21 protein-coding genes and 1 other annotated feature are annotated in these 23567 nt (G+C 61.9%); of the genes, 13 read left to right on the top strand and 8 right to left on the bottom strand.

The window, feature by feature from the left end; all coding sequences use genetic code 11:
- Positions 1-41: 41 nt before the first annotated feature.
- Together F8R15_RS13955 and F8R15_RS13960 are read right to left on the bottom strand one after the other, a co-directional pair.
- A complete protein-coding gene (locus F8R15_RS13955) occupies positions 42-1037 on the bottom strand; it encodes a GIY-YIG nuclease family protein (protein WP_176536036.1) in 996 nt (331 codons plus the stop codon).
- A gap of 134 nt (positions 1038-1171) precedes the next feature.
- Positions 1172-1657: a hypothetical protein gene (locus F8R15_RS13960; RefSeq protein ID WP_098411390.1), complete on the bottom strand. Its 486-nt coding sequence runs from the start codon at positions 1655-1657 to the stop codon at positions 1172-1174.
- 117 nt (positions 1658-1774) lie between these two features.
- Between F8R15_RS13960 and F8R15_RS13965 the strand changes: the two genes are divergently transcribed.
- Complete coding sequence (locus F8R15_RS13965; RefSeq protein ID WP_253732601.1) at positions 1775-1945, top strand: ribbon-helix-helix protein, CopG family; 171 nt, start codon at positions 1775-1777, stop codon at positions 1943-1945.
- A gap of 335 nt (positions 1946-2280) precedes the next feature.
- Here F8R15_RS13965 and F8R15_RS13970 read toward each other — a convergent pair whose 3' ends face one another.
- Both F8R15_RS13970 and F8R15_RS13975 read right to left on the bottom strand, forming a co-directional pair.
- Positions 2281-4647 (bottom strand): 1-deoxy-D-xylulose-5-phosphate synthase N-terminal domain-containing protein, encoded by a 2367-nt coding sequence (locus F8R15_RS13970; RefSeq protein ID WP_098412541.1) that lies wholly within the window; start codon positions 4645-4647, stop codon positions 2281-2283.
- A 16-nt stretch (positions 4648-4663) separates the two neighbouring features.
- Positions 4664-5866 (bottom strand): methionine gamma-lyase, encoded by a 1203-nt coding sequence (locus F8R15_RS13975; RefSeq protein WP_152844972.1) that lies wholly within the window; start codon positions 5864-5866, stop codon positions 4664-4666.
- A 110-nt stretch (positions 5867-5976) separates the two neighbouring features.
- On the opposite strand from F8R15_RS13975, the gene F8R15_RS13980 reads away from it, so the two are divergent.
- The 5 genes from F8R15_RS13980 to F8R15_RS21945 all read left to right on the top strand — a co-directional run bounded on the left by F8R15_RS13980 (position 5977) and on the right by F8R15_RS21945 (position 10001).
- Positions 5977-6432 carry an Lrp/AsnC family transcriptional regulator gene (locus F8R15_RS13980; protein WP_078523480.1) on the top strand — a complete coding sequence of 152 codons (456 nt, stop codon included), beginning with the start codon at positions 5977-5979 and terminating at the stop codon, positions 6430-6432.
- Between the two features lie 99 nt (positions 6433-6531).
- Complete coding sequence (locus F8R15_RS13985) at positions 6532-7701, top strand: MerR family transcriptional regulator (RefSeq protein ID WP_152844973.1); 1170 nt, start codon at positions 6532-6534, stop codon at positions 7699-7701.
- A 29-nt stretch (positions 7702-7730) separates the two neighbouring features.
- The gene (locus F8R15_RS13990; protein WP_098411386.1) at positions 7731-8270 is read left to right on the top strand and encodes a GNAT family N-acetyltransferase; all 540 of its coding nucleotides are present in this window, start codon (positions 7731-7733) and stop codon (positions 8268-8270) included.
- A gap of 8 nt (positions 8271-8278) precedes the next feature.
- The gene (gene rsgA / locus F8R15_RS13995) at positions 8279-9355 is read left to right on the top strand and encodes a ribosome small subunit-dependent GTPase A (RefSeq protein WP_098411385.1); all 1077 of its coding nucleotides are present in this window, start codon (positions 8279-8281) and stop codon (positions 9353-9355) included.
- A 511-nt stretch (positions 9356-9866) separates the two neighbouring features.
- Complete coding sequence (locus F8R15_RS21945; protein ID WP_255266490.1) at positions 9867-10001, top strand: hypothetical protein; 135 nt, start codon at positions 9867-9869, stop codon at positions 9999-10001.
- A gap of 129 nt (positions 10002-10130) precedes the next feature.
- On the opposite strand, the gene F8R15_RS14005 is transcribed toward F8R15_RS21945, so the two are convergent.
- Positions 10131-10910 carry a response regulator transcription factor gene (locus tag F8R15_RS14005; RefSeq protein WP_152844974.1) on the bottom strand — a complete coding sequence of 260 codons (780 nt, stop codon included), beginning with the start codon at positions 10908-10910 and terminating at the stop codon, positions 10131-10133.
- Positions 10911-11554: 644 nt separating this feature from the next.
- Positions 11555-11607 (top strand) — a sequence feature (sul1 is cis-regulatory element that is thought to sense ions involved in sulfur or methionine metabolism; They are found in Alphaproteobacteria).
- Positions 11608-11694: 87 nt separating this feature from the next.
- On the opposite strand from F8R15_RS14005, the gene F8R15_RS14010 reads away from it, so the two are divergent.
- The 4 genes from F8R15_RS14010 to F8R15_RS14025 all read left to right on the top strand — a co-directional run bounded on the left by F8R15_RS14010 (position 11695) and on the right by F8R15_RS14025 (position 15007).
- Positions 11695-13179 (top strand): SulP family inorganic anion transporter, encoded by a 1485-nt coding sequence (locus F8R15_RS14010; protein ID WP_152844975.1) that lies wholly within the window; start codon positions 11695-11697, stop codon positions 13177-13179.
- A gap of 12 nt (positions 13180-13191) precedes the next feature.
- Positions 13192-14067 (top strand): universal stress protein, encoded by an 876-nt coding sequence (locus F8R15_RS14015; protein WP_098411382.1) that lies wholly within the window; start codon positions 13192-13194, stop codon positions 14065-14067.
- Between the two features lie 252 nt (positions 14068-14319).
- Positions 14320-14628 (top strand): SCP2 sterol-binding domain-containing protein, encoded by a 309-nt coding sequence (locus tag F8R15_RS14020; protein ID WP_098411381.1) that lies wholly within the window; start codon positions 14320-14322, stop codon positions 14626-14628.
- Between the two features lie 160 nt (positions 14629-14788).
- Positions 14789-15007, top strand: a complete 219-nt coding sequence (locus F8R15_RS14025; RefSeq protein ID WP_098411380.1) for a hypothetical protein — start codon at positions 14789-14791, stop codon at positions 15005-15007.
- Between the two features lie 714 nt (positions 15008-15721).
- On the opposite strand, the gene ligD is transcribed toward F8R15_RS14025, so the two are convergent.
- Positions 15722-18130, bottom strand: coding sequence for a DNA ligase D (gene ligD, locus F8R15_RS14030; RefSeq protein WP_152844976.1), 2409 nt, complete (start codon positions 18128-18130; stop codon positions 15722-15724).
- A complete protein-coding gene (locus tag F8R15_RS14035) occupies positions 18130-19059 on the bottom strand; it encodes a Ku protein (RefSeq protein WP_152844977.1) in 930 nt (309 codons plus the stop codon). The genes ligD and F8R15_RS14035 overlap by 1 nt, the downstream gene beginning before the upstream one ends.
- Positions 19060-19586: 527 nt before the next feature.
- Between F8R15_RS14035 and F8R15_RS14040 the strand changes: the two genes are divergently transcribed.
- A complete protein-coding gene (locus F8R15_RS14040) occupies positions 19587-21029 on the top strand; it encodes an ATPase domain-containing protein (RefSeq protein ID WP_166741312.1) in 1443 nt (480 codons plus the stop codon).
- Positions 21030-21249: 220 nt separating this feature from the next.
- Complete coding sequence (locus tag F8R15_RS14045; protein WP_166741313.1) at positions 21250-22116, top strand: sensor histidine kinase; 867 nt, start codon at positions 21250-21252, stop codon at positions 22114-22116.
- Positions 22117-22399: 283 nt separating this feature from the next.
- On the opposite strand, the gene F8R15_RS14050 is transcribed toward F8R15_RS14045, so the two are convergent.
- On the bottom strand, positions 22400-22825 hold the full coding sequence (locus F8R15_RS14050) for an Rrf2 family transcriptional regulator (RefSeq protein ID WP_152844979.1): 426 nt from the start codon (positions 22823-22825) through the stop codon (positions 22400-22402).
- A 155-nt stretch (positions 22826-22980) separates the two neighbouring features.
- Here F8R15_RS14050 and F8R15_RS14055 point away from each other — a divergent pair.
- Positions 22981-23567 (top strand): globin domain-containing protein (locus tag F8R15_RS14055; protein ID WP_253732603.1); only part of this gene is annotated, 587 nt, incomplete at its 3' end.

Genomic DNA, 23567 nt, shown 5'->3' on the forward strand with positions numbered 1-23567 from the left:
GTCCTCTCCCGCCCGGCGGCAGGAGGGGGCGCAGAGGCAAGTCAGGAGTCGCGAATGCGTTTCGAGCGCGACCGTTGCCGTGCGAAGCTCTTGGTGGCGGCACGCGCTTCCTTCCGCGCGATCCGATCGAGCAGGCGCAGGATCACCGGTTCGAGCTCGGCACGATAAAGCTCGGATTTGACCCGAAGATATGCGGCAAACTCCGAATGCGGCAGTTCCATGCCGGGGTGCTGCATGGCGAGCCATTTATGGGCGCGTTTCTCAATTCGCTGCGCGTGGCGGCCCGTGCGCATCGGCACCTTGCAAAGCAGCTCGCGCGGCAGATCTGGGTCCCGGTGCAGCTGATAGTTCAGGCGCGACTCCGGAATACGCGAGTAGCCTAGCTTGACGGCGTGCTTGCCAGGCTGCAGCTCGAAGCGCATTGCGTAGAGATAGCTCGGCTCGGTCGGCCACCCCTCTCCGCAGCCAGGACAGGTGAAGCGTCCGGTGACCATATTGCCGCGTGTGATCCGCGACAGCGCGCCGCAGCCATCAGCGTGGCGGTAGATTCGGTAATCGGCCTTGCCTTTCGGGTCGGCGCCGACGAGATCCCAGCCCTTGGTTCGGGCTTCTTCACGATCGCGGGCGTCTTGGCAAACATCGCACTGAGGCTCAACTTCGCCGCGCGCTACACGCTCTACGAAGCCAAATTGCCGGCGAACTTCATGCCCGCACCCAGCCTCGTAGATCGCATAGTTCTTTTCTGTCGGATCGCGGCGCAACATTCGCAGGCCAGCCTTTGCAGCGGTCTCATGCCACCTCGCCTCCACGCAATGCGGGCATTGCGGGCGAAAGTTCATGAGGACATAAAATCGGCTCGCATGAATGTTGCCGCAGGCCTCGCATTCGAGCGCGAGGGTGCCCCTGTCCTTCACCCGTGCGACGACGCGGTAGCCCTTGGCCTTTGCCGCGTCATGCCATTTGGGATGGATCTTGCCAGACTGAATAGGAAGCTCTTCGCCGCGGATGGTGAGCGAGCCGGAGGTATTCTGGGTCATGATGAGACCCTCCTTTGAAAGAAAAGCATGGGCCCGGCGCCAGAAAACAACGCCAGGAAATTCCAGAGATGCGCGCAAGAGCAATGAGGCCGGTCAGCCGACCGGGCTTCTTGCTGCGTTGCGTGTGTTGGGGGTCAGTGGGCCGACGGAGCCGCGACCTCGTCGATCAGTTCGAGAGACATGAAGCTATCGAGCGTGCGCAGGACTTGCTCAATTCGATCATTGCAGAGACGGTCGAAATCCGTCTCCTCGACGATCAGGAAGTCGTGGCTGCGTTCGCGCACGAGCCTTCGGAACGCGGCGAGCTTGTGCCCGCTATCGGCAGCCTGTGCGAGCTTGAAGAGGTATACCGAAAGCCTAAGGGACCGCTCGACCGGCACACGAGGCTCTTCGTCGAGAATGGCCATCTGCAGATCGAGCACGTGGTCCTGCGCCTTCTCCGCCGCGGTCAGCCAGGCCGAATAGGCAGGATCCCAATAATCGACGTGGCGGAGTTCACGTTCGCGCTCCACAACGGCGAGGAGCGCCTTCAGAAACTCCGGGAAGAGCATCAGGATCGGAGTCTTGAAGCACGCATCTTCATTCGCGCGAATGCGCGTGGTAGAGGGGGTGTTAGCCATGGTTATCTCCTTACCCGAGATGGCTGTGGTTAGAGCGAGGGCGGGAGTTGGCGCTCTTGCCTTCGCTCGAGAAATATGACATTATGCCAACATAAAGTCAATCGTGGATTTAATGTCATGACCGAAAAAAAGATGGGGCGTCCGCGCACCGACACTGAGGCAGTCACAGTGCGGCTTCCGCGCGAAACAATCAGAGCGCTCGATGAGCTGCGAAAGCTCGAGGAAGATCTGCCGACACGGCCTGAGATGATCCGGCGGATCTTGGATGCTCATCTGAAGCAGGATTGACGCGGATTATTGACGTTCGTTGGAATACGGCTCTCAGGCCATTTTCGTAGCTCGCGAACTTTCGCGAATGGCAAAGGGGGCGGGAAGCGGTCCTTCGCTGCAGTCGCGAAGGCAGATATGGCGCCCTGAGGAAGCTGACCTTCATGCGGCAAGCCGAGCCTGAATCATCAAGGTTTGCACGAAGAACGTAGAACTGCCCTTGGCTTTGGAAAATCTTAGATGCTCCCGGTAAGTTTGTTTGGTAGTTCGCCCGGTTGCGATGATCGCGGTTGGGAGTGTTTTTCAGAAACAGGGCGCTTGAACCGTCGCTGGCCCGCTTGTCTTGATGTGCGCCTTTAAGCGCACCGCGCGCCCTTCGTCAGGCCGCTGACGGAGGCGGCCAGTGCCTCGCGGTCGATGCGGAAATGCCGGTAAAGATCGCCGACGGTGCCGGTTTGCCCGAAATGCTCGACCCCATGCGAGATGGTCCGGTGACCTGCAACCGCGCCGAGCCATCCAAGCGTCGCCGGGTGGCCGTCGATCACCGTTACCAAGGCGCAATGCCGTGGCAGGGGCGCCAGAAGCTGCTCGACATGGGAGCGCGCCGCACCGTTGCCATGGGCCCGTTCGCGTTGCGCCGCCGTCCAGCCCGCATTCAGCCGGTCGGCCGAGGTCACGGCCAGCACGCCGACGTCCCGGCGCGCTTCCGCGATGATGCCCGCCGCGGCGATGGCTTCATCGGCGACGGCGCCCTGATAGGCGATGACCACCTCGCAATTTGGCCCCGGCGGACGCAGCCAGTAGGCCCCGTCAATGGCACCCTGCCGGAAGGCGTCGTCATGCCGCTTGCCGGGCTGCTCCAGCGGTTTCGTCGTCAGACGCAGATAGACCGATCCACCGGTCTCGTCGCGGAGCCAGGTCCGCTCGTCGGGGTCTCCCTCGCCATCGCGCTGGAGATAGTCGAAGGCCCATCCCATAATGACCGCCAGCTCGTCCGCGAAAGCGGGCTCGAAGCTCGCCAGCCCGTCCTGCGCCATCCCGGTGAGCGGCGTGCCGATCGACTGATGTGCCCCGCCTTCGGGTGCCAAAGTCACGCCCGAGGGGGTGCCGACGATTAGGAACCGCGCGTCCTGATAACAGGCGTAGTTCAGCGCATCGAGGCCGCGATGGATGAAGGGGTCGTAGACCGTTCCAATCGGGATCATGCGCTTGCCGAACAGGCTGTGCGACAGGCCCGCGGCCCCCAGCAGCAGAAACAGGTTCATCTCGGCGATGCCAAGCTCGACGTGCTGACCCTGCGGGGTAAATTCCCATTTCGCGGTCGAGGGGATGCGATGCTCGATGAAAGCATCCTCCCGCGCGGTGCGGGCGAAGAGCTTGCGCCGGTTGACCCAGGGCCCGAGCGAGGTGGTGCCGGTGACGTCCGGCGAGGTGGTCACGATCCGTTCGGCCAGTGCGCTGTCGCCCTTGGCGAGATCGTCGAGGATCTTGCCGAAGGCAGCCTGCGTCGAGATCTCCCGATCGGTCGCGACCGAGAGCGCGGGCGCGGGCAGCGTCGCATCGCTGTAGCGACGCGCGCCCTCGGCGAAGAACGGGACGCGATCGAGGAAGGCGCGCAAGCCCTCGACATCGGCGACCGTCGCGAAGGGCTCCCATTCCTGCCTCTCGGGCACGTTCATATGGCGCTGCCATTCGGCCATTTGCGCCTTGGTCATTAACCCGCCGTGGTTGTCCTTGTGTCCCGCGATGGGCGTGCCCCAGCCCTTGATCGTATAGGCCAGGAAACAGGTCGGCCGGTCATGGTCGATGGACGCGAACGTCTCTGCCATGGTCTCGACGCAGTTGCCGCCGAGGTTTTCCATCAGGGCCGCCAGTTCCGCATCCGAGCGCCGCTCGATCAACGCCGTCACATCGCCCTGATCGCCCAGATCATCCATCAGACGTTTGCGCCAGACCGCGCCGCCCATATAGGTCAGCGCCGAGTATTCCGCGTTCGGGCAGGCGTCGATCCAGTCGCGCAAGGCTGCGCCGCCGGGTTCCTCGAACGCCGCGCGTTGCAGCGCACCGTATTTCACCCGCACCACGTCCCAGCCGAAGGCTTCGAAAATCTTCTCGATCCGTTGGAACAGCCCCTCGCGCACGATCCCGTCGAGCGACTGGCGGTTGTAGTCGATGATCCACCAGCAATTGCGCAGGTCGTTCTTCCATCCCTCCTGCAAAGCCTCGTAGACATTTCCCTCGTCCAGCTCGGCATCGCCCACCAGCGCCACCATGCGCCCGAGCGGCAGATCCGCGCCCCACTCCTTGGCCGCAATATAGTCCTGCACCAGCGATGCGAAGGCGGTGATCGCGACGCCAAGCCCGACCGAACCGGTGGAGAAATCCACGTCATCGACATCCTTGGTGCGGCTCGGGTAGCTCTGGACGCCGCCGAGGCCGCGGAACGCCTCCATCTTCTCGCGGGTCTGCTGGTCCATCAGATACTGGATCGCATGAAAGACCGGCGACGCGTGCGGCTTGACCGCCACGCGATCCTCGGGTCGTAGCGCCGAGAAATAGAGCGCCGTCATGATCGACACCATCGATGCCGAAGAGGCTTGGTGACCACCGATCTTGATGCCATCCACCTTGGGGCGGATGTGGTTGGCGTGGTGGATCATCCAGTGCGACAGCCAAAGCAGCCGCTGCTCGAGGATCTTCAGGTGCTGGGCGTCGGTGTTCATCATGACCTCGCAAATCTCAGGCGCTGCGCATCGCGCGGGCGGGCGCAAGGGCGCCATCCAGATCATCGAGGATATCCGACACGTCTTCCAGCCCGACCGAAAGCCGGATCAGCCCGTCGCCGATGCCATGCGCCGCCCGTTCCTCGGGGGTGTAGGTGGAATGGGTCATCGAGGCGGGGTGCTGGATCAGGGTTTCCGCATCGCCCAGCGACACCGCCCGCGCGATCATGCGCAGCCCGTTCATCATCCGCCGCCCGGCCTCCAGCCCGCCCTTCAGTTCGAAGGCGATCATCGCCCCCGCCTGCGCCATCTGACGGATGGCGAGGTCATGCTGGCCGAAGCTCTTGAGCCCCGGATAATGCACCGCGGCCACCTCGGGATGGTTCTCCAGCCACTCGGCCACCACCTGCGCGCTGGTGCAGTGACGCTCCATCCGCAGGGCAAGGGTTTTCAGGCCGCGCAGGATCAGCATCGCGTTGAAGGGCGCCATCACCGCCCCGGTCATGTCTTTCATGCCGACCAGACGGATCTCGGTGATCGCCTCGGCCCGTCCGACCACGACGCCTGCGACCAGATCGCCATGGCCGCCCAGATATTTGGTGGCCGAATGCGCTACCAGATCGGCTCCGAGCGCGATCGGCCGCGTCAGATAGGGGGTCGCATAGGTGTTGTCGACCACGACCTGCGCGCCTCCCGAATGGGCGATGGCGGCGACCGTCGCGATATCGACCAGACGCATGTTCGGGTTCGCCGGCGTCTCGAAATAGACCACGCGGGTGCGCTCGGTCATGGCGGCACTCAGGTTCGCCGGATCGGTCAGGTCGACATGGGTGACCGTGATCCCGAACTTGGTCAGCCCGTGATGCATGAAAGCGAAAGTGCAGCCGTAAAGCGTCTTGTCGACGATCACCTTATCGCCCGGCGACAGAAGCGTCCAGAGGACGGAGGTGATCGCGCCCATGCCGGAGGCGAGCGCAAGCCCCGCCTCGGCCCCCTCCAAATCCGCCACCCGGCGCTCGAGCAAATCGAGCGTGGGGTTCGAGATGCGCGAATAGATATAGCCCGCGCGGTCCCCGGCAAAGGTCTCGCCCCCGGCCTCGGCGGTCTCGAAGGCGAAGGTCGAGGTCAGATGCAGGGGCGGCGTGAGGGCGCCCTCGTGCTCCAGCGGATCGTAGCCGAGGTGAATGGCGCGGGTGGCGAAACCTTGGGATTGGGACATGTGCGACCTCCTGTTTGCAGCAGAATATCGCGGTCTCGCATCTCGTGGATTGCGTTATTGACCCCCATTTGGCATCAGATTGGCATAATCTGCTAATTGGAAGCCGAAAGATGGACGAAAAAGATCGCCAGATCATCCGCGCCCTGCAACAGGACGGGCGCATGTCGAACCAGGATCTGGCCGCTGCGGTCAATCTTTCGCCATCGCCCTGCCTGCGCCGCTTGCGCAACCTCGAAAAGGAAGGCGTGATCCGCGGCTACGCGGCGCGGGTAGACGCACGCGCCTATGGGCTGCCGATCACCGCTTTCGTCCGCATACGCCTCGAGCGGCACGACGAAGCCACCGTCCAGACCTTCGAACGCGAGGTCGGTCGCATGGACGAGGTTCTGGAATGCCATGTGATGACCGGCCAGACCGATTACCAGCTGCGCGTCGTCGTCGATTCGCTCGATGACTATGAGCGTTTCATCCGCGCCCGCCTGCACCGCGTCGGAGGGATCGGGTCGATCGACACGAGTTTCGCCTACGGCACAGTGAAGGAAAGCATGGTGTTTCCGATGAGGTGATAGCGCAGACCGACGCGACTTTCTCTTGACCTGTCTATAGCTTCACACCTTAGCACCGCCTTTAGTGATGAGAATCGGTGTGAGCGGATAGGGCGACTGATGTATCGGATTTCGGAACTGGCGGAGAGCGTGGGCGTATCGCGCGCGACGCTGCTTTATTACGAGAAGCCCGGCCTGCTGCACGGCCAGCGGCAGGCTAATGGCTATCGCGTCTATTCCGACGCGGACCGGCAGCGGCTGCGCCTGATGCAGCAGCTCCAGGCAGGCGGCCTTAGCTTGAAAGAGTCTCAGGCCTGCCTCGATGGAAAGCTCGACCGAGAGATGCTGAACCATCGGCTTGAGACACTGGAGCACGAAATCGCGGAGAAGACGCGGTCGCGCGACCTGCTCGCAGCACTTCTTGGACGCGGCAGCCTGAAGGACTGGCACGAAGAGGTCGAGCGCGTCGCACCCGATCTGCACCGCTCGTGGCTGATGTCGCAGGGGTTTTCCAGCGCGGAGGCCGGGCTGGTCGCGATGGTCTCCAAGGACATGAACGCCCACGACGCCTACATGGCCGGGTTCATGGAGGTGTTCTCCGAGCTCGACCGGTGGGGGCCAGGAACTGAAGCGGCGACGCTGAAGGCACTGGCGGCGCTGCCCTTCGCTCCCGAAACGATCCTCGAGATCGGCTGCGGCCCCGGCATGGCAACGATGACGCTGGCCGAGGCGAGCATGGCGCGGTTCACGGCCACTGACACGGCCGAGCTGGCGCTCGACAAGCTCAGGGCGCGGATCGCGGCGCGCGGGCTCAATGACCGGATCGAGGTGCAGAACGTCGACATGGCCGTAATCCCGACCCCAAAGCGTCCCTGGGACGTGATCTGGTCCGAGGGCAGCGCCTATATCCTGGGCGTGGAAAAGGCGCTTGCGGACTGGCGGGCGCTCCTGCGCCCCGGCGGCGTCCTCGTGTTCTCCGACATGGTCTGGCGGACTGACAAACCCGAAGACGAGGTCCGCGCCTTCTGGGCCGCGGAATACCCCGCGATGGCGACGCCCGCGAGCCGCGTCGCACAGGCGAAGCGCGCGGGCTACCGCGTCCTTGGCCATTTCGACATCGGGTCGGAAGGGATGGAGGCCTACTACCGACCACTCGCCGCGCGGCTCGAGGCCTTGGAGGCTGATCTCGCGGGGAGCCGAGTCCTTGACGACCTGCGCCGCGAGATCGCCGTGTTCGAGGCCGGGCGCGGGCAATTCGGCTACGAGATGTTCGTGCTGGAGCGGGTCTGACCCCAGCTGGCACCAGAGAGGATCGAGACATGGACTATTCAACGGATTATACCACCCACGCCGAAGCGATTGCGGAGCTGTTCAGAGCGACCTTCACCGCCTCCGAGGGCGCAGAGGAAGGCGCGCTGATCGGCGCCCTTGTGCGCCGGTTGATCACGGAGACGCCCGCCGAGGATCTGCGCGTCTTCACCGCTTGGGAGGACGGCACGCTCCTCGGCGGCATCTTCTTCACGCGCCTCGCCTATGCGAGCGATCCGCGCACGGTCTTCATGATGGCCCCCGTGGCTGTGGCGACAGCGCATCAAGGCAAGGGCATCGGGCAACGGCTGATCGCCCACGGTCTCGACGCGCTCCGGCAGGAGGGCACGGACATCGCCGTAACCTATGGCGACCCGGCCTTCTATGGCCGCGTGGGGTTCAAGCCCGTCTCGGAGGCCGACCTGCCGGCGCCGCAGCCGCTGACCCGGCCGCAGGGCTGGATCGCCCAGTCCCTGACTGACGCACCGCTGATGCCCCTGCGCGGCACCGCCCGCTGTGTCGCCGCCTTCGACGACCCGGCGCTCTGGTAGGCAGGCACATGGTTCGAGACTACTCCGCCTTCCTGCCCGGAGGCACGCCAAATCGGCGCGCGCCCTCTGCGCTTGAGCGGCTGGGCTGGGGCCCGGCCTTCGCACGGCAGATCGACGTTGATGCGCTGACCGCGACACCGCCGGTGCGTGTGGTCGCCGTGCATCGCAGCGGGTTGCAGGTAGCGGGCGACGGCATAGACCAGACAATCCCGCCGGGACCGGACGCCACGGTCGGCGACTGGTTGCTGCTCGACCGCGCGCGCCCGAAGTCGAGCCGCGTGCTGGAGCGCAAGAGCCTGATCAAGCGTCGTGCGCCGGGCACGGGCAGCGAGGTGCAGCTGATCGCGGCGAACATCGACACCGTCTTCGTCGTCACCTCCTGCAACGCTGATTTCAACGTGGCGCGGCTGGAGCGCTACGTCGCGCTGACCTTCGAAGCCGGGATCGACCCCGTGATCGTCCTGACCAAGGCGGATCTGACCGACGACACCGCGTCCTTTGTCGAAGCGGCGAGAGCGGTGTCGGAGCGGGTGCCGGTCGTGGCGCTGGACGCTCGCAGCGCCGCGCCCGTCGAGGCGCTGGCCGACTGGTGCAAGCCCGCCCGCACCGTTGCTTTCCTCGGCTCCTCCGGCGTGGGCAAATCCACCTTGACGAACGCGCTCCTCGGCACGCAGGCCATCGCCACACAAGGCATCCGCGAGGACGATGCCAAAGGCCGGCACACCACGACCCGGCGCGAGCTGCACGGCACGCCCAGCGGCTGCCTCGTTCTCGACACGCCGGGCATGCGCGAAGTGCAGCTGACCGACGCTGCCGCAGGCATCGCCGACGTGTTCGAAGATATCGAGGCGCTGGCTGCAAGTTGCCGCTTCACCGACTGTCGCCACGAAACAGAGCCCGGCTGCGCTGTCCGATCCGCTATCGAGGACGGCAGCCTCGACGCCTCGCGGCTCGCGCGCTGGCGCAAGCTCCAGGCGGAGGAGACCTTCAACTCCGCCACCCTTGCGGAGCGCCGCCAAAAGGACCGCGCCTTTGGCAAGTTGGTGCGCAGCGTGATCAAGGCGAAAACCGATCGAGAGCGATAGGTCCGAGCCCTACCAATCCGGTTCATTTTGGGCTTGATCCTGGCATTCGCTTCAATCGCACCCTGATGTGCTAAGCTTAGGCGCCAACGTCGGGTTGTGATCAGGTGGGCGTGGTGGACTGGGAGAACACCCGTGCAAACTGAAAACCTACCTTTCATTCGTGCCCTCCGTCCCGCTTGGAACAAGGGGCGCACCGTCGGGCAGAAGCGACCACTTCTGCCAAAGCATGTCTGGGCGATCCGCGTGGGGCTGGAAATCGCCAAAAAGGTGCGCAACCTGGCGCTCTTCGATCTCGCCATCGAAATTAAGCTCCGGGGATGTGATCTCGTGACATTGAAAGTCGCCGATGTCTTCGCCGCTGGTCAGGTGAAAGAACGAGCTTCGATCATCCAGAGCAAGACCCGAAAGCAGGTTTGGTTCGAAATCACCGAGGGCGCCTGCAATTCGCGCGCGGATTGGCTCGACAATCCGGCGATTGCTGGGTCAGAGTATCTTTGGCCTGAGCGTTTCGATGAGCGCCTTCGCCTCCAACGGCATGCGCGGGCTGATCGAGAGCACATGCGCGTTGTTGTCAAAGCTCAGCGGAGCGGCCGGCGATGCATTCTCTCTTTGCGAATATCTCAACCGCGCGGACGAACTTGCGTAGGCTCTGCCGATGGCAATGTCGATGCTGTGCCTGCGGGGGCCTGGCGCGCAAGCAGCCGATCAGACAATTTGCGAAAACCAAACCCTAACCCCGCCCGCCGTTTCCGCGCGGCGAGGCGTTCCATGTCTTCTACAAATGTGAGGCTCTTGCCTCGTGACGGTGATACCAGACAGCCGCCGCTGTCCGGTTACTCACGCCGAGCTTGTTGATAATCCGATGCGTATGGATCTTCGCAGTGTGCTCTGAGACCTGAAGGCGATCCGCGATGTTCTTGTTCTGCTGCCCGGATGCCAGAAGTTGTAAGACCTCCCGTTCGCGCCGCGTCAGCGTGTCCATCACGTCCGGCGTCGGCTCCAGGTCGAGGCCCGGCTCGGCAAGCTTTCTCGAGGCCGCTTTCGACACAGTCAATCCGGTTTCAAGAAGCGCCGGCGGGACAACGTGCCCCCCCGACAGGATGATGCGCAATGTCAGCATCCAAGTCGTGATGTTGATGTTCATCGGCAGGAAGCTCACCTGATTGAGCAGAGCGCCCGATCGAAGGAAATCCATTGCCTCCCTGCCAGGCCTGTCTTCGCTGTAGGCAATCGCGAAGCGCATGCGCGAAAGACAAAGAGCTTCTCCCCGCGCCGCGATGAACGCTTTCAGTCCCGCGGCGTTGTCTTCCTCCACGATCAAAGCGCAAATCCTGTCGCCATTCGCAAAGCGGGCATTCTCATCGAGGCGTTCAGGGATTTCCTCCAGATAGTCTACGCGGACCACCGAGATCTCCGGCACCTCGCTCTCGAGCGTCCGAACGATCACATCGCTGAAAATCTCCCGCGGCCCCACGAAACAAATGCACGCATCACTCCTGCGCCGCGGCGCAGCTCGAGACACCCCGCTTAAACCCTCCTTGTTGAGCGTATTCATATCCCCTCCGACTTTCAGCCTCCCCAGGCCTCAGTGGACTAGGATAGCACAGGCGCGTGAGCGGGCTATCCGCCCAAATGATATATGGCACCTGAGGGAATTCGGAATACGCGCTGCGCGATAGCACTCAGCGTGACGTGACGGACACGTCAGACTTCGTTCACCGAAGCTCCGACCTCTTCGTGGAGATCTGCTTCCATCTCAGTATCCGTCTCGTCTTTGCCCTTCAGGACACCCGTGCTCGCGAGATATAAAATGACGATCCGCCTCGAAGATCGGGAAGCGGGCGCCGCCAAAGGCAGGCATCTCGAGTGCACCAAAGATTGCTCTCGGCGGCGCTGACGAACTTTAGCGCCTCCTGTTCACCGGTAAATTGCTCGTAGGGTGGGTCGGTATGAAGTGACCAGACACCGCAACGGGCTTTGGAAGGCTGTCGTGTTTTCCTCCCCTTCACCAAATAGGACGGCTTTGGCGCAGGCGACCTTTGCGGAATTTTCATCGACCGTCTGACACTGCATATGGCGTCCGCTAAGATGCCAGACTGAAGAATGTGAGCAAGCCAGCGCTCAACAGCATCGTTACCTTACGTTCCATCAAATGCTTGCAGGCACCAAAACTATCGCTTAGGTGCCCACTCACACTAAGTCGGACCCGGCACGCCGGGTGGCTCGGCCCGGCGCCTATCCCCGGGATAATCTTCAGCATCACGCCCAAATAGTGCCGTAACATCGCTGCACGCTCGGGCCACGCCCTGTTAGATGCTATCTTAAAAATTGAGTTACACATGCCAAGTCTCGCCTCTATTCGAAGCGACTGGTTCGCGACTCCCCGTGCGGACATCCTCGCTGGGATGGTCGTCGCCCTTGCGCTAATTCCTGAAGCGATCGGCTTCTCGGTGATTGCTGGGGTTGATCCGAGAGTCGGCCTTTATGCTTCCTTTTCGATCGCTGTAATCATTGCATTCACGGGCGGTCGCCCCGCGATGATCTCCGCTGCCACAGCCTCAGTTGCCGTGGTGATCATCCCCCTCGTGCACGATTACGGGGTCGAATATCTATTCGCCGCTACGATTTTGATGGGTATCTTCCAGGGCATCGCGGGGCTCCTGCGCCTTGATCTGCTGATGCAATATGTCTCGCGATCAGTGATCACCGGCTTCGTGAACGCGCTGGCGATCATGATTTTTCTGGCCCAGATGCCACAACTTATGCATGTGACAAACGTTACCTATCTGATCGTCGCAGCCGGGCTCGCGATCATCTACCTGTTCCCCTATCTGACGAAAGCAGTGCCTTCGCCCCTGGTTGCGATCATCGTCCTGACCACCGTCACCATCTATGGCGGGATCGATGTGAACACCGTCGGCGATATGGGCAAACTTCCGCAATCGCTGCCGTTCTTTGCGCTGCCGCAGGTGCCCTTCAACTTGCAGACGCTTGAGATCATCGCGCCCTATTCGCTGACCATGGCGGCGGTGGCGCTTCTGGAATCGATGCTCACCGCCCAAATCGTGGATGATTTCACAGACACCGCGTCGAACAAGGCGCGCGAGATGCGCGGTCAGGGGATCGCGAACTTCTTCACCGGCTTTCTGGGCGGCATGGGCGGGTGCGCCATGATCGGTCAATCGGTCATCAACGTGAAATCCGGGGGCCGGACGCGCCTATCCACCTTGATCGCTGGCGTATTCCTTCTCTTTCTGCTGGTCGTTCTCAATCCGCTTGTGGCTCAGATCCCGATGCCAAGCCTCGTCGCCGTGATGATCATGGTCTCGATCGGCACGTTTTCCTGGCGCTCCATCGGTGAGCTGCGCAGCAACCCGTGGCAGTCTTCGATCGTCATGGTCGCGACAGTGATCATCGTGATCTGGAGCGACAACCTCGCCGCTGGTGTGGTGGTGGGCGTCGTCCTGTCGGGACTGTTCTTCGCCGGCAAGGTGCGCCGGTTGTTCACCGTCTCGACATCGCTGTCCGAGGACGGGCGCACCCGCACTTATCGCATTTCCGGCGAGGTCTTCTTCGCATCCTCGGAACGTTTCGTGGATGCCTTTGATTTCAGAGAAGTTCTGGACCACGTAATCATCGACTTGAGCGAGGCGCATTTCTGGGACATCACCGGAATTGGCACTCTGGACAAGGCAGTCATCCGGTTCCGGCGGGAAGGGACGACCGTCGATATCGTCGGGCTGAATACCGAAAGCGCGCGGATGATCGATCGCTTCGCCGTGCATGACAAGCCGGATGCCGAGCAGCATCTTTCGGGCCATTGAGGAGGAAACACCATGCAGAACATTCTTGCCTGCGTTGATGCGTCAAGTTACGCGCCCAGCGTCTGCACCCTTGCAGCCTGGGTCTCGCGGAAACTCGATCTGCCGGTCGAACTCCTGCACGTCGTTCAGCGCAAGGACACAAGCGGCGCGCGACACGATCTGTCAGGTGCTATTGGACTTGGCGTGAAATCGCGTCTGCTGGAAGAACTGACCCAGCTTGACGCAATGGAGGCCCGTCTGCAAATCGAGCGTGGACGGCTGCTGCTGAATGGGTGCGCCGAGTCGCTCGAAGAAATGAACGCCCACGGTGTGACGCAGTTGCACCGACACGGCGACATAGTCGAGACGATCCTCGAGCGCGAGCAAGAGGCCCGACTCGTCATCATGGGCAAACGTGGGACCAGCCAGGAATTCGCCACCGACCATATCGGGTCAACGCTGGAACGGGTCGTGCGGGCGAGCGACCGGCCTGTCCTGATCGCGCCCAATAGCACCTCAACCCCTGAGGAAGATATGATGCGCGCGGTCGTGCTGGCCTATGATGGCAGCCCGGCGGCCGCTCGGGCGTTGGAGCGCTGTGCGAACTCGCCCCTGTTGAAGGACCTCCCTGTGACAATCGTTATCGCGACCTCTGGGCGCAAATTGACGCAGGACAAGGCAGAACAGATGATGCGCGAAGCGCGCGTAGCCCTGAAGGGGCGCGATGTCACAGCCTTGATCGAAGAAGGCAGCGCGGAAGAGGTCATTGCAAATGCAGTAAAGGCGACCCCAGGAGCCATCCTCTTGATGGGCGCGTTCGGGCACTCGCCCCTGCGCTCTTTGATCGTTGGCAGCACGACCACTGCGATGGTCCGGTCCAATTCCGTGCCGACGTTGCTGGTGCGATAACGGATGGATCGAAGCGCCATCGGCACCCCGCGCGGTTACGACGCTGGGTGTAACATCGTAGAAGGGCGACGCTGAGACGGTTCTATTGCGGAGCGATACATAGATGTCCGCTTCTGAGAAGAAGCACCGCAGAAAAGCAATTGGCCTTCAAGGTCGGCTTCGGGCCGGAAGCGAAATTCTCCAGTCTCGACCCAGCGTCAAACTAGACAGACCAATCGAAAACAGTCTCCATGCAGGTCGAAGGAGACCAACGTGACCAAAGCAAGTAAGGCTGAAATCGTAAACCTCGTGAGCGATCGCGCAAAAAATCGGATAAAGGGCAGTGTGCGGCTAGAGATGCCGGGCACTGCGACGCTCTATGTGGACGAAACCGGAGCAATTGAGAGCGATCGGGCCGCTGACATAACTCTGACGGCGGAAGCTAGCGTGTTCTTCGACATAGCAATGGGAGTAAAGAACCCCGCAAAGGCGTTTATGATGCGCCAGCTAAAAGTTGACGGGAATCCAATGAAAGCGCTCAAAATTGGAGAAATCCTGAGCACGACGAAAAAGGTTTCTTGACCGCATACGGCCCAGCTTCTTCGCAGGTTTGATGTATTCCTCGAGCGAGACGAGGTGTTGCTGGGAAACGCGCCAATGCTCGGTCGATAAAACAGCCGACACTTAAAGCACGATCAGCGGCACCGAGTTCAAATCAAATTGGATCATGCGCGAGCGACGAATGTCCGTTTGGGTGGGCAGCCAGTTTCGCATCGAGAACCTGATCCCGGAGAGCTACGCCAGCTATGCCGGACCGATTTTTGAAGCTTTTGCGACGCCCGAAGTGGTGACGCGGGAAAGCGACGTGGCCGAGGCGGTCTGGTGTGCTGCGACTGATGTTGGCGACCGCTTGCATTATCCTGCCGGCCCCGATGCAGTAGCCTTGTCTGACGCGGACTGACCTGCAAGCCTGGGTCACGCACTCACCGGTGTGGCCCGCACCCCTTCCAGACAAGCCGATCCGACGGGAGGCGAGACAGAATATTCGACGGTTTCGTCCGCGTCTCGGCCCCCTAAATGAAATTGGCATGCGGCATAGATGATGGAGGTCGGCTTCGAGTGTTCCGCGAGTGCGCGATAAACTGCTCCGCCCAAGGGGGGCAAGTCAATCGCCTCGGTGAATGGCTGATGTTATTCGTGTTTTCACTCCGTCGTTTTCAACGCGGAATATTGATGCGTCAGGTGTGTCGATGAACGCGGCTGAGTCCGTTAAACCCTGTTACGGCGACGGCAATCGCGGGTTGAAGCTGGAGGTGGCCGCAAAAAGAAGCGAGGCCAAGGCCCGCAAGGGAGGCGACACCCAAGATGGTTCCGACCGCCGTAAGCACTCGTAAGATTGACATCCGTCCTCCAAGGAATTCCTGAGGTAGTCGACACTTATCAAGTCACGCTAGTTCTTCTCTACTTTTGCGCGAGAAACTTTCCACCTGCCGAAGGCTTAGGTCATGCACACATGATCGAGACTGATTGCCGCTATGCTCTAGACAAAAGAAAGAGGGGCGCGGCAAGGCGCGCCCTCCCGGGCGTCTCCGAATTGTCGGAAGATCAGTTGCCGAACCTCTCGATGTCGTTCGCCCCCGACCTCCGTGGCGCGGCGACCATCACATGGGGCGCGCTACTCCGAACCCTCCAGCATGTCCTCGAGCTTATCGACCCGGCCCTGGCTGATCGACACGGCATCGGGAAACGCAATCCCTTCGTCCCGCTCCAGCGCCGCACCCAGATCGAAAGCGTTAGGCTTGCGGATTTTCTTCAGCTCGTCCCACGAGACCGGCATCGCGACGGGCGCACCGAACCGTGCGCGCAGCGAATATGGCGCGATGGCGGTCGCGCCTTTGCCGTTGCGAAGCCAGTCGACGAAGATGCGTCCCTTGCGCTTCGCCTTCGACATCTCGGCGGTGTAGCGTTTGGGCGACCGTGCGACGAGGAGGCGTGAAAACACCCGCGCAAAAAGCCTCACCGTGTCCCATCCGGCACTGCGCCGCAGCGGCACGGTGACATGAATGCCGTTGCCGCCGGACAGGAGCGGCCAGTTCGGCATGTCCAACTCGGCGAGCAGATCGCGGATCTCGAAGGCCGCATCTCTCACCGCTGCGAAGTCCAGCCCCTCGTCGGGATCGAGATCGAAGACCAGACGGTCGGGCCGGTCCAGCGGGTCGACGCGGCTGCCCCAGATATGGAACTCGATCGTGCCCATCTGCGCCGCCGCGACCAGCCCCTCCGCCGTGCGGATCATCATATATTGCGCCGTTTTGCCGTCGCTCTCGGTGATCTCGACGCTTTCGATCCCGTCGGGAAAGCCGCGCCCCGCATGTTTCTGGAAGAAACGCTCGCCGCCCAGACCTTCGGGCAGCCGCAGTAGCGACACCGGATGCTCGGCAAGATGCGGCAGGATGCGATAGGCCATCGCCTCGTAGTAGCGCGCCACGTCCACTTTGGTATAGCCCGCGCCTTCGAAGACCACTCGGTCGGGCGAGGAAATCCCGATCCCCGCGACGTTCGGGCGCTCCTCAGAGGCTACGTCATTGTCCAGCCGCACAGTGCGCGCGGGCTTGTCCTCGCGCAGCCCGAGGAAGACCGCGTGCCTCAACCTGTCGCCCCCGGTGCGCTCGGCGTAGCGAATTTCCGCGACCAGCTCGGGCGTGATCCAGTGTATGCCCTTTGCCTCCGACGCCTCGACATCCGCGGGCGCGGTCTTGCGGGCGAGCGGCTTCATCGCCTTGGCCAACGCCTCGGCCTGATCCTCGTCGAAGCCGGTGCCGACCTTGCCGACATAGCGCCAGTCATTGCCCTCGACGGCCCCCAGCGCGAGCGAGGCGAAGGGCCGGCCGCGCTTGTCGCTTTCCTGCCAGCCAAGGATGACAAACTCGTCGCGACGCTCGCATTTGACCTTCATCCACGACTTCGAGCGCGCGCCGCGATAGGGCGTGTCGATGCGCTTTGCGATCAGCCCCTCGCCGCCTGCCTTGCAGATCGTGTCGAAGGCATCCTCGGGGTCTTTTGATATCACCGGCGAGAGCTGCGCGGGCCCGAGTGCGGGGAGCGGCTTCATCACCTCTTCCAGCGCCTTCCGCCGCTCAGCGAGCGGCGCCTTGCGAAGGTCATTACCGTCGCGCGACAGGATGTCGAAGCCGTAGAAGCGGAACGGACCGCCTGCGGTGATGGCCTTTTGCAGCTCCGAGAAACCGTCGAGCCCTGCGCCTGCGACGATCTCGCCGTCGATTAGGGCGCTGTCGCAGTCGACCTCGGCCAGCGCGGGCAGCAGACCTTCGAAGCGATCCGTCCAATCTTTGCCGTTGCGGGTGAAGACGCGCGGGCCGCCTTTGCCAAGCGCGATCAGCGCGCGGTAGCCGTCGAATTTCAGCTCGTGCCACCACCCGTCGCCTGCGACCATCTTGTCGGAGAGCGTCGCGAGCTGCGGCTTGGAGAAGCCGGGGCGCTTGCCCGCCTGCGTCTCGACGGGCGGCTTGTCAGCGGCGATTTCGCGCGTCGTGCGCTGGCTCAGGACAGAGCGGCGATAGCGCGCCACCGGATCGCGCGCGCCACTCGCCGCGTCCTCGGCCTTCGTCAGCAGCCAGTTCTCGCGCTTGCCTTCGGTTTTCATGCGGATCAGGTGCCACTCGCCGGTGAGCCGTGCGCCATGCAGGCGCAAATGCAGATGCCCTTTCTTGAGCGCCTTGCCCACCGGGATCAGCGGCTGCCAATGCCCCAGATCCCAGAGCATCGCCGTGCCCGCGCCGTAATTGTCCTTCGGGATCGTGCCCTCGAAGGTGAGGTAATCCAGCGGGTGATCCTCGGTCCGCACCGCGAGCCGCTTTTCACCCGGGTCGAAGGACGGCCCCTTGGTGATCGCCCAGGACAGCAGCACGCCCTTCCATTCGAGGCGCAGATCGAAATGGGTGCGGGTCGCGTCGTGCTTTTGGATCGAATAGCGCGGCGCGAGATGGCCCGAGGCGGTGCCGCCATCGGGCTCTGGCGTCTGCGCGAAGTCGCGCATTTCGAGATAACGGTGGAGGCTTCCCATCAAGCAGACTTCTTGGTTGAGGATTTCGCGCCGGAGGATTTGCTGGATTTCGACGCGGACGACTTCGAACCGGAGGTTTTCGATGACGATTTCCGACCCGTCGATTTGCCCACGGACTTCGAGCCGGATTTGCCGCTGCCATCGGCCTTGAGGCTGTCCTGCAGCGCGGACATCAGGTCGACCACGTTATCGCCGCCTCTGCTGCTGTCGTCCTCTCCCGTCTTGGCGCGGGGCGTCTTCTTCGACTTGCGCTTGCGGTCGATCAGATCGCGCAGCGCCGCATCGTAGTGATCGGTGAAGGCGGATGCGTCGAAACTGTCGGTCTTGCGGTCTATCAGCTGCGTGGCGACCTCCAACAGCTCCTTGTCCGCAGGCTCGTCCTCTATCTCTGAAAACAGCGGATCGGCCTCGCGGATTTCATCGGCATAATGCAGCGTCTCCAAAAGGATACCGTCGCCGCAGGGCCGCAGCGCGCAGAGATACTCCTTGCCGCGCATCACAAGTTGCCCAAGCCCGATCTTTTTGGCCTGCCGCAGCGCATCGCGCACCACACGGTAGGCGTCCTGCGCGAGATCGTCGGTCGGCACGACATAATAGGGCCGGTCGTAGTAGAGTGGTGGAATTTCGGACGCATCGACGAACTGCACGAGTTCGAGCGTCTTCTTGGTCTCGAGCTTGATCGCGTCGATCTCCTCAGGCTCGAGCAGCAGATACTCGTCATCGCCGATCTCGTAGCCCTTGAGGATCTCGTCGGCATCTATGGGCCCGATACCGGAGACAGTCTTCTCGTAATGGACGCGCTTGCCGGAGGGGCCGTGAATTTGCCGGAACGAAAGCCGCGCTCCCGATTTGGTCGCGGAGTGAATCTCGACGGGGATGCTGACCAGCGACAGCCGTAGCTGGCCTTTCCAGATCGCGCGGGAGGCCATGGGCGGTTCCTTATGCTTGACCTTGGGGGAACGCCTTCCTTTGCAGAGGGTTCCCACGGATCGAGAACGCTTTGTTGTGCTTGGCGTAAATGCCGCGAGCGGACTTTTGCAAGGCGTGGCCACGAGCGCATGTCGACACGAACGAAACCGCCAACTCCTCAGTCTTCAGCGCTTCAAGCGGGGGCTGCCTTCACTTCTGGCCTGGTGAGATGACGCTTCGCGAATACCAGATAATTCCTCGTAGCTTGCTCAAGACAACTGAAAGAGGAGTAGGATTTTGTCTCACCAAGACGACCCAAAGGCGATACTGTTCGCAAGCTTTCGCCCATCATTTCAGAAGCGCAGGTGCCTCGAAGGCGGGGGTGACAGGCCGCTACGTGTCCGTTCCTTGCCAAAAAGGTTTCCTCGAGTCAGCATGTAAACAATGTTGATTTAAAAAAAATTGTGTCGAGAGGTGCCAATCTTGGCTGGTCGCGCGCATTGAGAGTGGACCGGATGAGACGTCGCCCCGCATGTTAGGAGGTATTGTGGTTGAACAGAGGGGTAGAGTTTCGACGGGGGTTGATGGTCTGGACAAGGTGCTGAGGGGGGGATATCCCGCCGGGCGCATCATGCTTGTCGAAGGGGCGCCTGGCACAGGCAAGACCACCCTCGCGCTGCATTTCCTCGCCGAGGCATCGGTCGAAGGGCGGTGCGCGCTTTTCATTAGCGTGGCGCAGTCTCGCCCCGAAATCGAGATGATCGCCAAGTCTCACGGGATCGACCTGTTTGGGGTCAGGGTCTACACTCCTGAGCTTGGCAAGGGCGAGCGGAGCTTCTCGGTAGAAAGCGATGAGGCCGATCTCGTCGAGTTGATGGAAGGGGTGCGCAGCGAGCTTGAAAACGCGGAGCCCGACATTGTGGTGTTCGATTCCCTGCTAGAATTGCGAATGCTCTCTTCGACCGAGTCAGCTTACCGGCGAGAGCTTCTCGCGCTGCGCAGCCAGTTACGTGAGCGCGGCTGCACGGCGTTGCTGATAGACCACCTTGATCACCCCGATGGCGAGCGTCATGCCGAAGGTGTCGCACACGGAGTCGTCAAACTTGACAGTGCTACACCGCCCATCGGCATCACACAGCGTCGGTTGACGATAGTGAAGCTGCGGGGCGCACCTTTCAGAGAAGGCTGGCACGATTTTCGCATCAAGACGGGCGGGCTCGAAGTTTTCCCTCGTGTCATTCCGCACGAGGCACATCCTGCGACCCTTGAGGAAAAGTTGGAGCCGCCGCACGAACCGCTCACTCGACTTCTCGGTGGCGGGCTGGAGTTTGGCACCACCACTCTGATCTCGGGTCAGTCCGGCAGTGGAAAGTCGACCATCGCGACCCTGTTGGCGCGCGCGGCATCCGAACGTGGCCTCCTCGCCGCGATGTTTCTATTCGAGGAACGTCCCGAGGTTCTGCGCAACCGCTCCGCCGGCGTCGGTCTCGACATAGAGTTCTATGAGCAATCTGACCGGCTTAGGCTAAGACATTTCGATCCTGCCGAGGTTTCGCCCGGCGAATTCGCAAACGCGGTTCTGCAGGCGGTGGATGATGGGGCGAGGGTTGTCGTTATCGACAGTCTCAGCGGCTATTTCGAGGCTTTGCCTGAGCGCAGTCACGTGATGACGCATATGCAGGCGCTTCTGCAACATCTCACGCGCCGCGAAGTGCTGGTCATTATCACCATGACACAGCACGGGCTGTTGGGGGAACCGCCCGCCACAACCATCGACGCCAGTTTTCTTGCCGACTCGATCATTCTCCTGCGTCAGTATGAAGCCCGGTCCGAAATCCGACGCTCCATCGCTGTGCTTAAGAAGCGGCATAGCGAACACGAACGCCATATTGAGCAGTTGATCATTCGCGCTGGTGCGGTCGAAATTATCCCTTTGTCCGAAGAGGCCGAGCAGCGTGCGAGCAGCGCCTCCGACCTCAGCGCTGAGTAAAGCGATGTCTGAGCCTCGTTGTGAGACGCCACCGGTTCTGATCCTCGCGCCGCTCAATGACGATGCGCGAGCCTTGGCGCGTCTCGTCGAACGCACCGGCCTCTCGGCCCGAACCTGCGTCACCGCGCGTGACCTCGCCTCGGCCTTGGACGCACGGGGCCCTGATGGCGTTCTATTCGTCGTTGTCAGTCAAGAGGGTGCGAGCCAAGAGACCGGCGAGGTGCTGAACGCGACCTTCGCTGCGGAACCCGCGTGGGCACGGCTGCCGTCGGTTTTCCTTCTAAGCCGGGTTGCGCGTCTCCCGCCCGCTGTCCGCGCGGTGAACCGCAAAGAAAACGCCCCATCGCCAATTCTTCTCGAGCGGCCCGTCAAGGCGGCGGTGCTGCAGAGCGTCTTCGAGGCTCAGGCCGAAGCGCGTCGTCGGCAATTCGAGACCCGCGACCTTATAGACCGGCTATCTCAGGAGGAAGAGCGTGGGCGCTTCCTACTGAGCGAGCTGCGGCACCGAACGCGCAACAGTCTCACGGTTCTGCAGTCGCTATTCTCGATGACAGTGCGTCGCGCCCCCGATCTCGAAAGCTTTTCCGAGACTTTCTATGGCCGGCTGCGCGCGCTCACCGATGCGCACGTAAAACTGGCACAGGAAGGCGCCACAGCGCGTCCGCTAGGCGATCTCGTCTCTGACCATGTAGAGCCCTACACCTGTGCGGCTGAGCAACTCCACGTCGAAGGGCCATCTTTGCTGCTGACTGAGAGACTTTCGTTTGACCTGGCGCTGGTGATCCACGAGCTCGCCACCAATGCGGCTAAATACGGCGCTCTCACGGTCCCCGAGGGTCGCGTCTCGGTGCGTTGGAGAGTGCTTCCGGAGAGTGCCATGCTCGCGCTTTCCTGGGAAGAGCGCGATGGCCCGCGGATCGAAGAACCACCGTCCCGTCAGGGGCTTGGCTCTCAAGTCATCGACAGCTTTATGCGGGGGGAGGCGGAAACCGAATTGCGGCATGACCCCGATGGTGTCTCTTGGTATGCCAAGATTAGCCCCCGCTACTTTACGTCCGCCGCCGATAACGATCTGGTTGCCGATTAATGGCGCGTGTGTGCGATTGGAAGTAATGAAAGCCGAGGGCCGCGCTTTCGCGCGGGAAAACCGGAAATATTTTAAGTTGGTGCCGAACTAAGGTGCCCTGCGCTCTATTTGATCTCGATCTCTAGAAAAAACCGCTCTACGGCGCGGCCAGCTTCAAAAAGGCAATAGAGATTTCCTTAGGAATTCCATTGCTCTTGTGTATTTGCGTCTCGTGGGGGGAGGGCGGCCGTTTCCTGACGGGTGGCCCGGAGAGCTTTTGGACGATCGGCCCGGTGTATCAGCCTTACGAGATCGCCAGCCCGAAATCGCGCGGCGAGATCGCGATATCGGCAATCGTGTAGTTGTCGAGCGTTGCCAAGAATGCCGCGCGAGCTTCCGCCAAGGGGGAAATCAAACGGCAGGACGCTGTGATCGCGCAATCGCCGCCGCTGCGCATACATTCGACGAGATCGAAATCCGTCTCCATGTGGCGCACAATTGTTCCGACGCCGATCTCTTGGGCGGGACGTGCGAGCGCCAAGCCGTCGGACCGACCACGTTGTGCAGTCAGAAATTCGCCCCGGGTCAACGCGTTGACAACCTTCATGACCGTGCTTCGGGGCGCATGATAGGCCTCGACGAGATGATCGATCGTGAAACGGCGGTCTTTCATCGACGCCGCATAGATCATGACGCGCAAGGCGAGGTCCGTGGTGTCGTTCAAGCGCATTCGCACATCTCTCCTGATCGGGCTCCCAAGCGACCCGTCTCGTATCACGAGGCCGGACAGAATGTCGCACAGGAAAACATACCTGTGATTGGCATCTTAATTCGCGGGAGAATAGATGCGGATCATCGGCATGTTTTATAACCTAGGAGACAATGATGGCCAAGCCGCTCTCGGAAAACACACTCGCGATCATCGAAGCCACTGCACCCGTCGTCGCCGCGCACGTCGATCAGATCGTGCCGGTCATGTATCGCAGGCTGCTCGCTGCTCCCGAAATTACGGCGCTGTTCAACATGTCGCATCAGCATGGCAACTCGCCGCAGCACAAAGCGCTCGCGGGGGCGCTGGTGGCCTATGCGACCCATATCCGGAATCCCGGGGTCTTGGCCGATGCGCTGGAACGGATTGCACAGAAACATGTCGGATTGCAGATCCTCCCCGAGCATTACCCCCATGTCGGCGAAGCGCTGCTGGGCGCTGTCGCCGAGGTGTTGGGCGAGGCCGCGACCCCCGAGATCCTGAATGCCTGGGGGGAGGCCTACTGGTTCCTTGCCAATACGCTCATCGAGCGGGAGGAAGAGATCTACGCCGGCGCGGAAGAACAGGACGGCGGCTGGCGCGGGTGGCGGCGCTTCAAGGTTGGCGCGAAGGACAGCGAAACCTCCGAGATCGCGTCCTTCACGCTCTATCCCGTGGATGGGTTGCCTGTTCTCAAGCATCGCCCCGGTCAGTATCTGAGCTT

The organism is Thioclava sp. JE_KL1, assembly GCF_009296265.1.
GTDB lineage: Bacteria > Pseudomonadota > Alphaproteobacteria > Rhodobacterales > Rhodobacteraceae > Thioclava.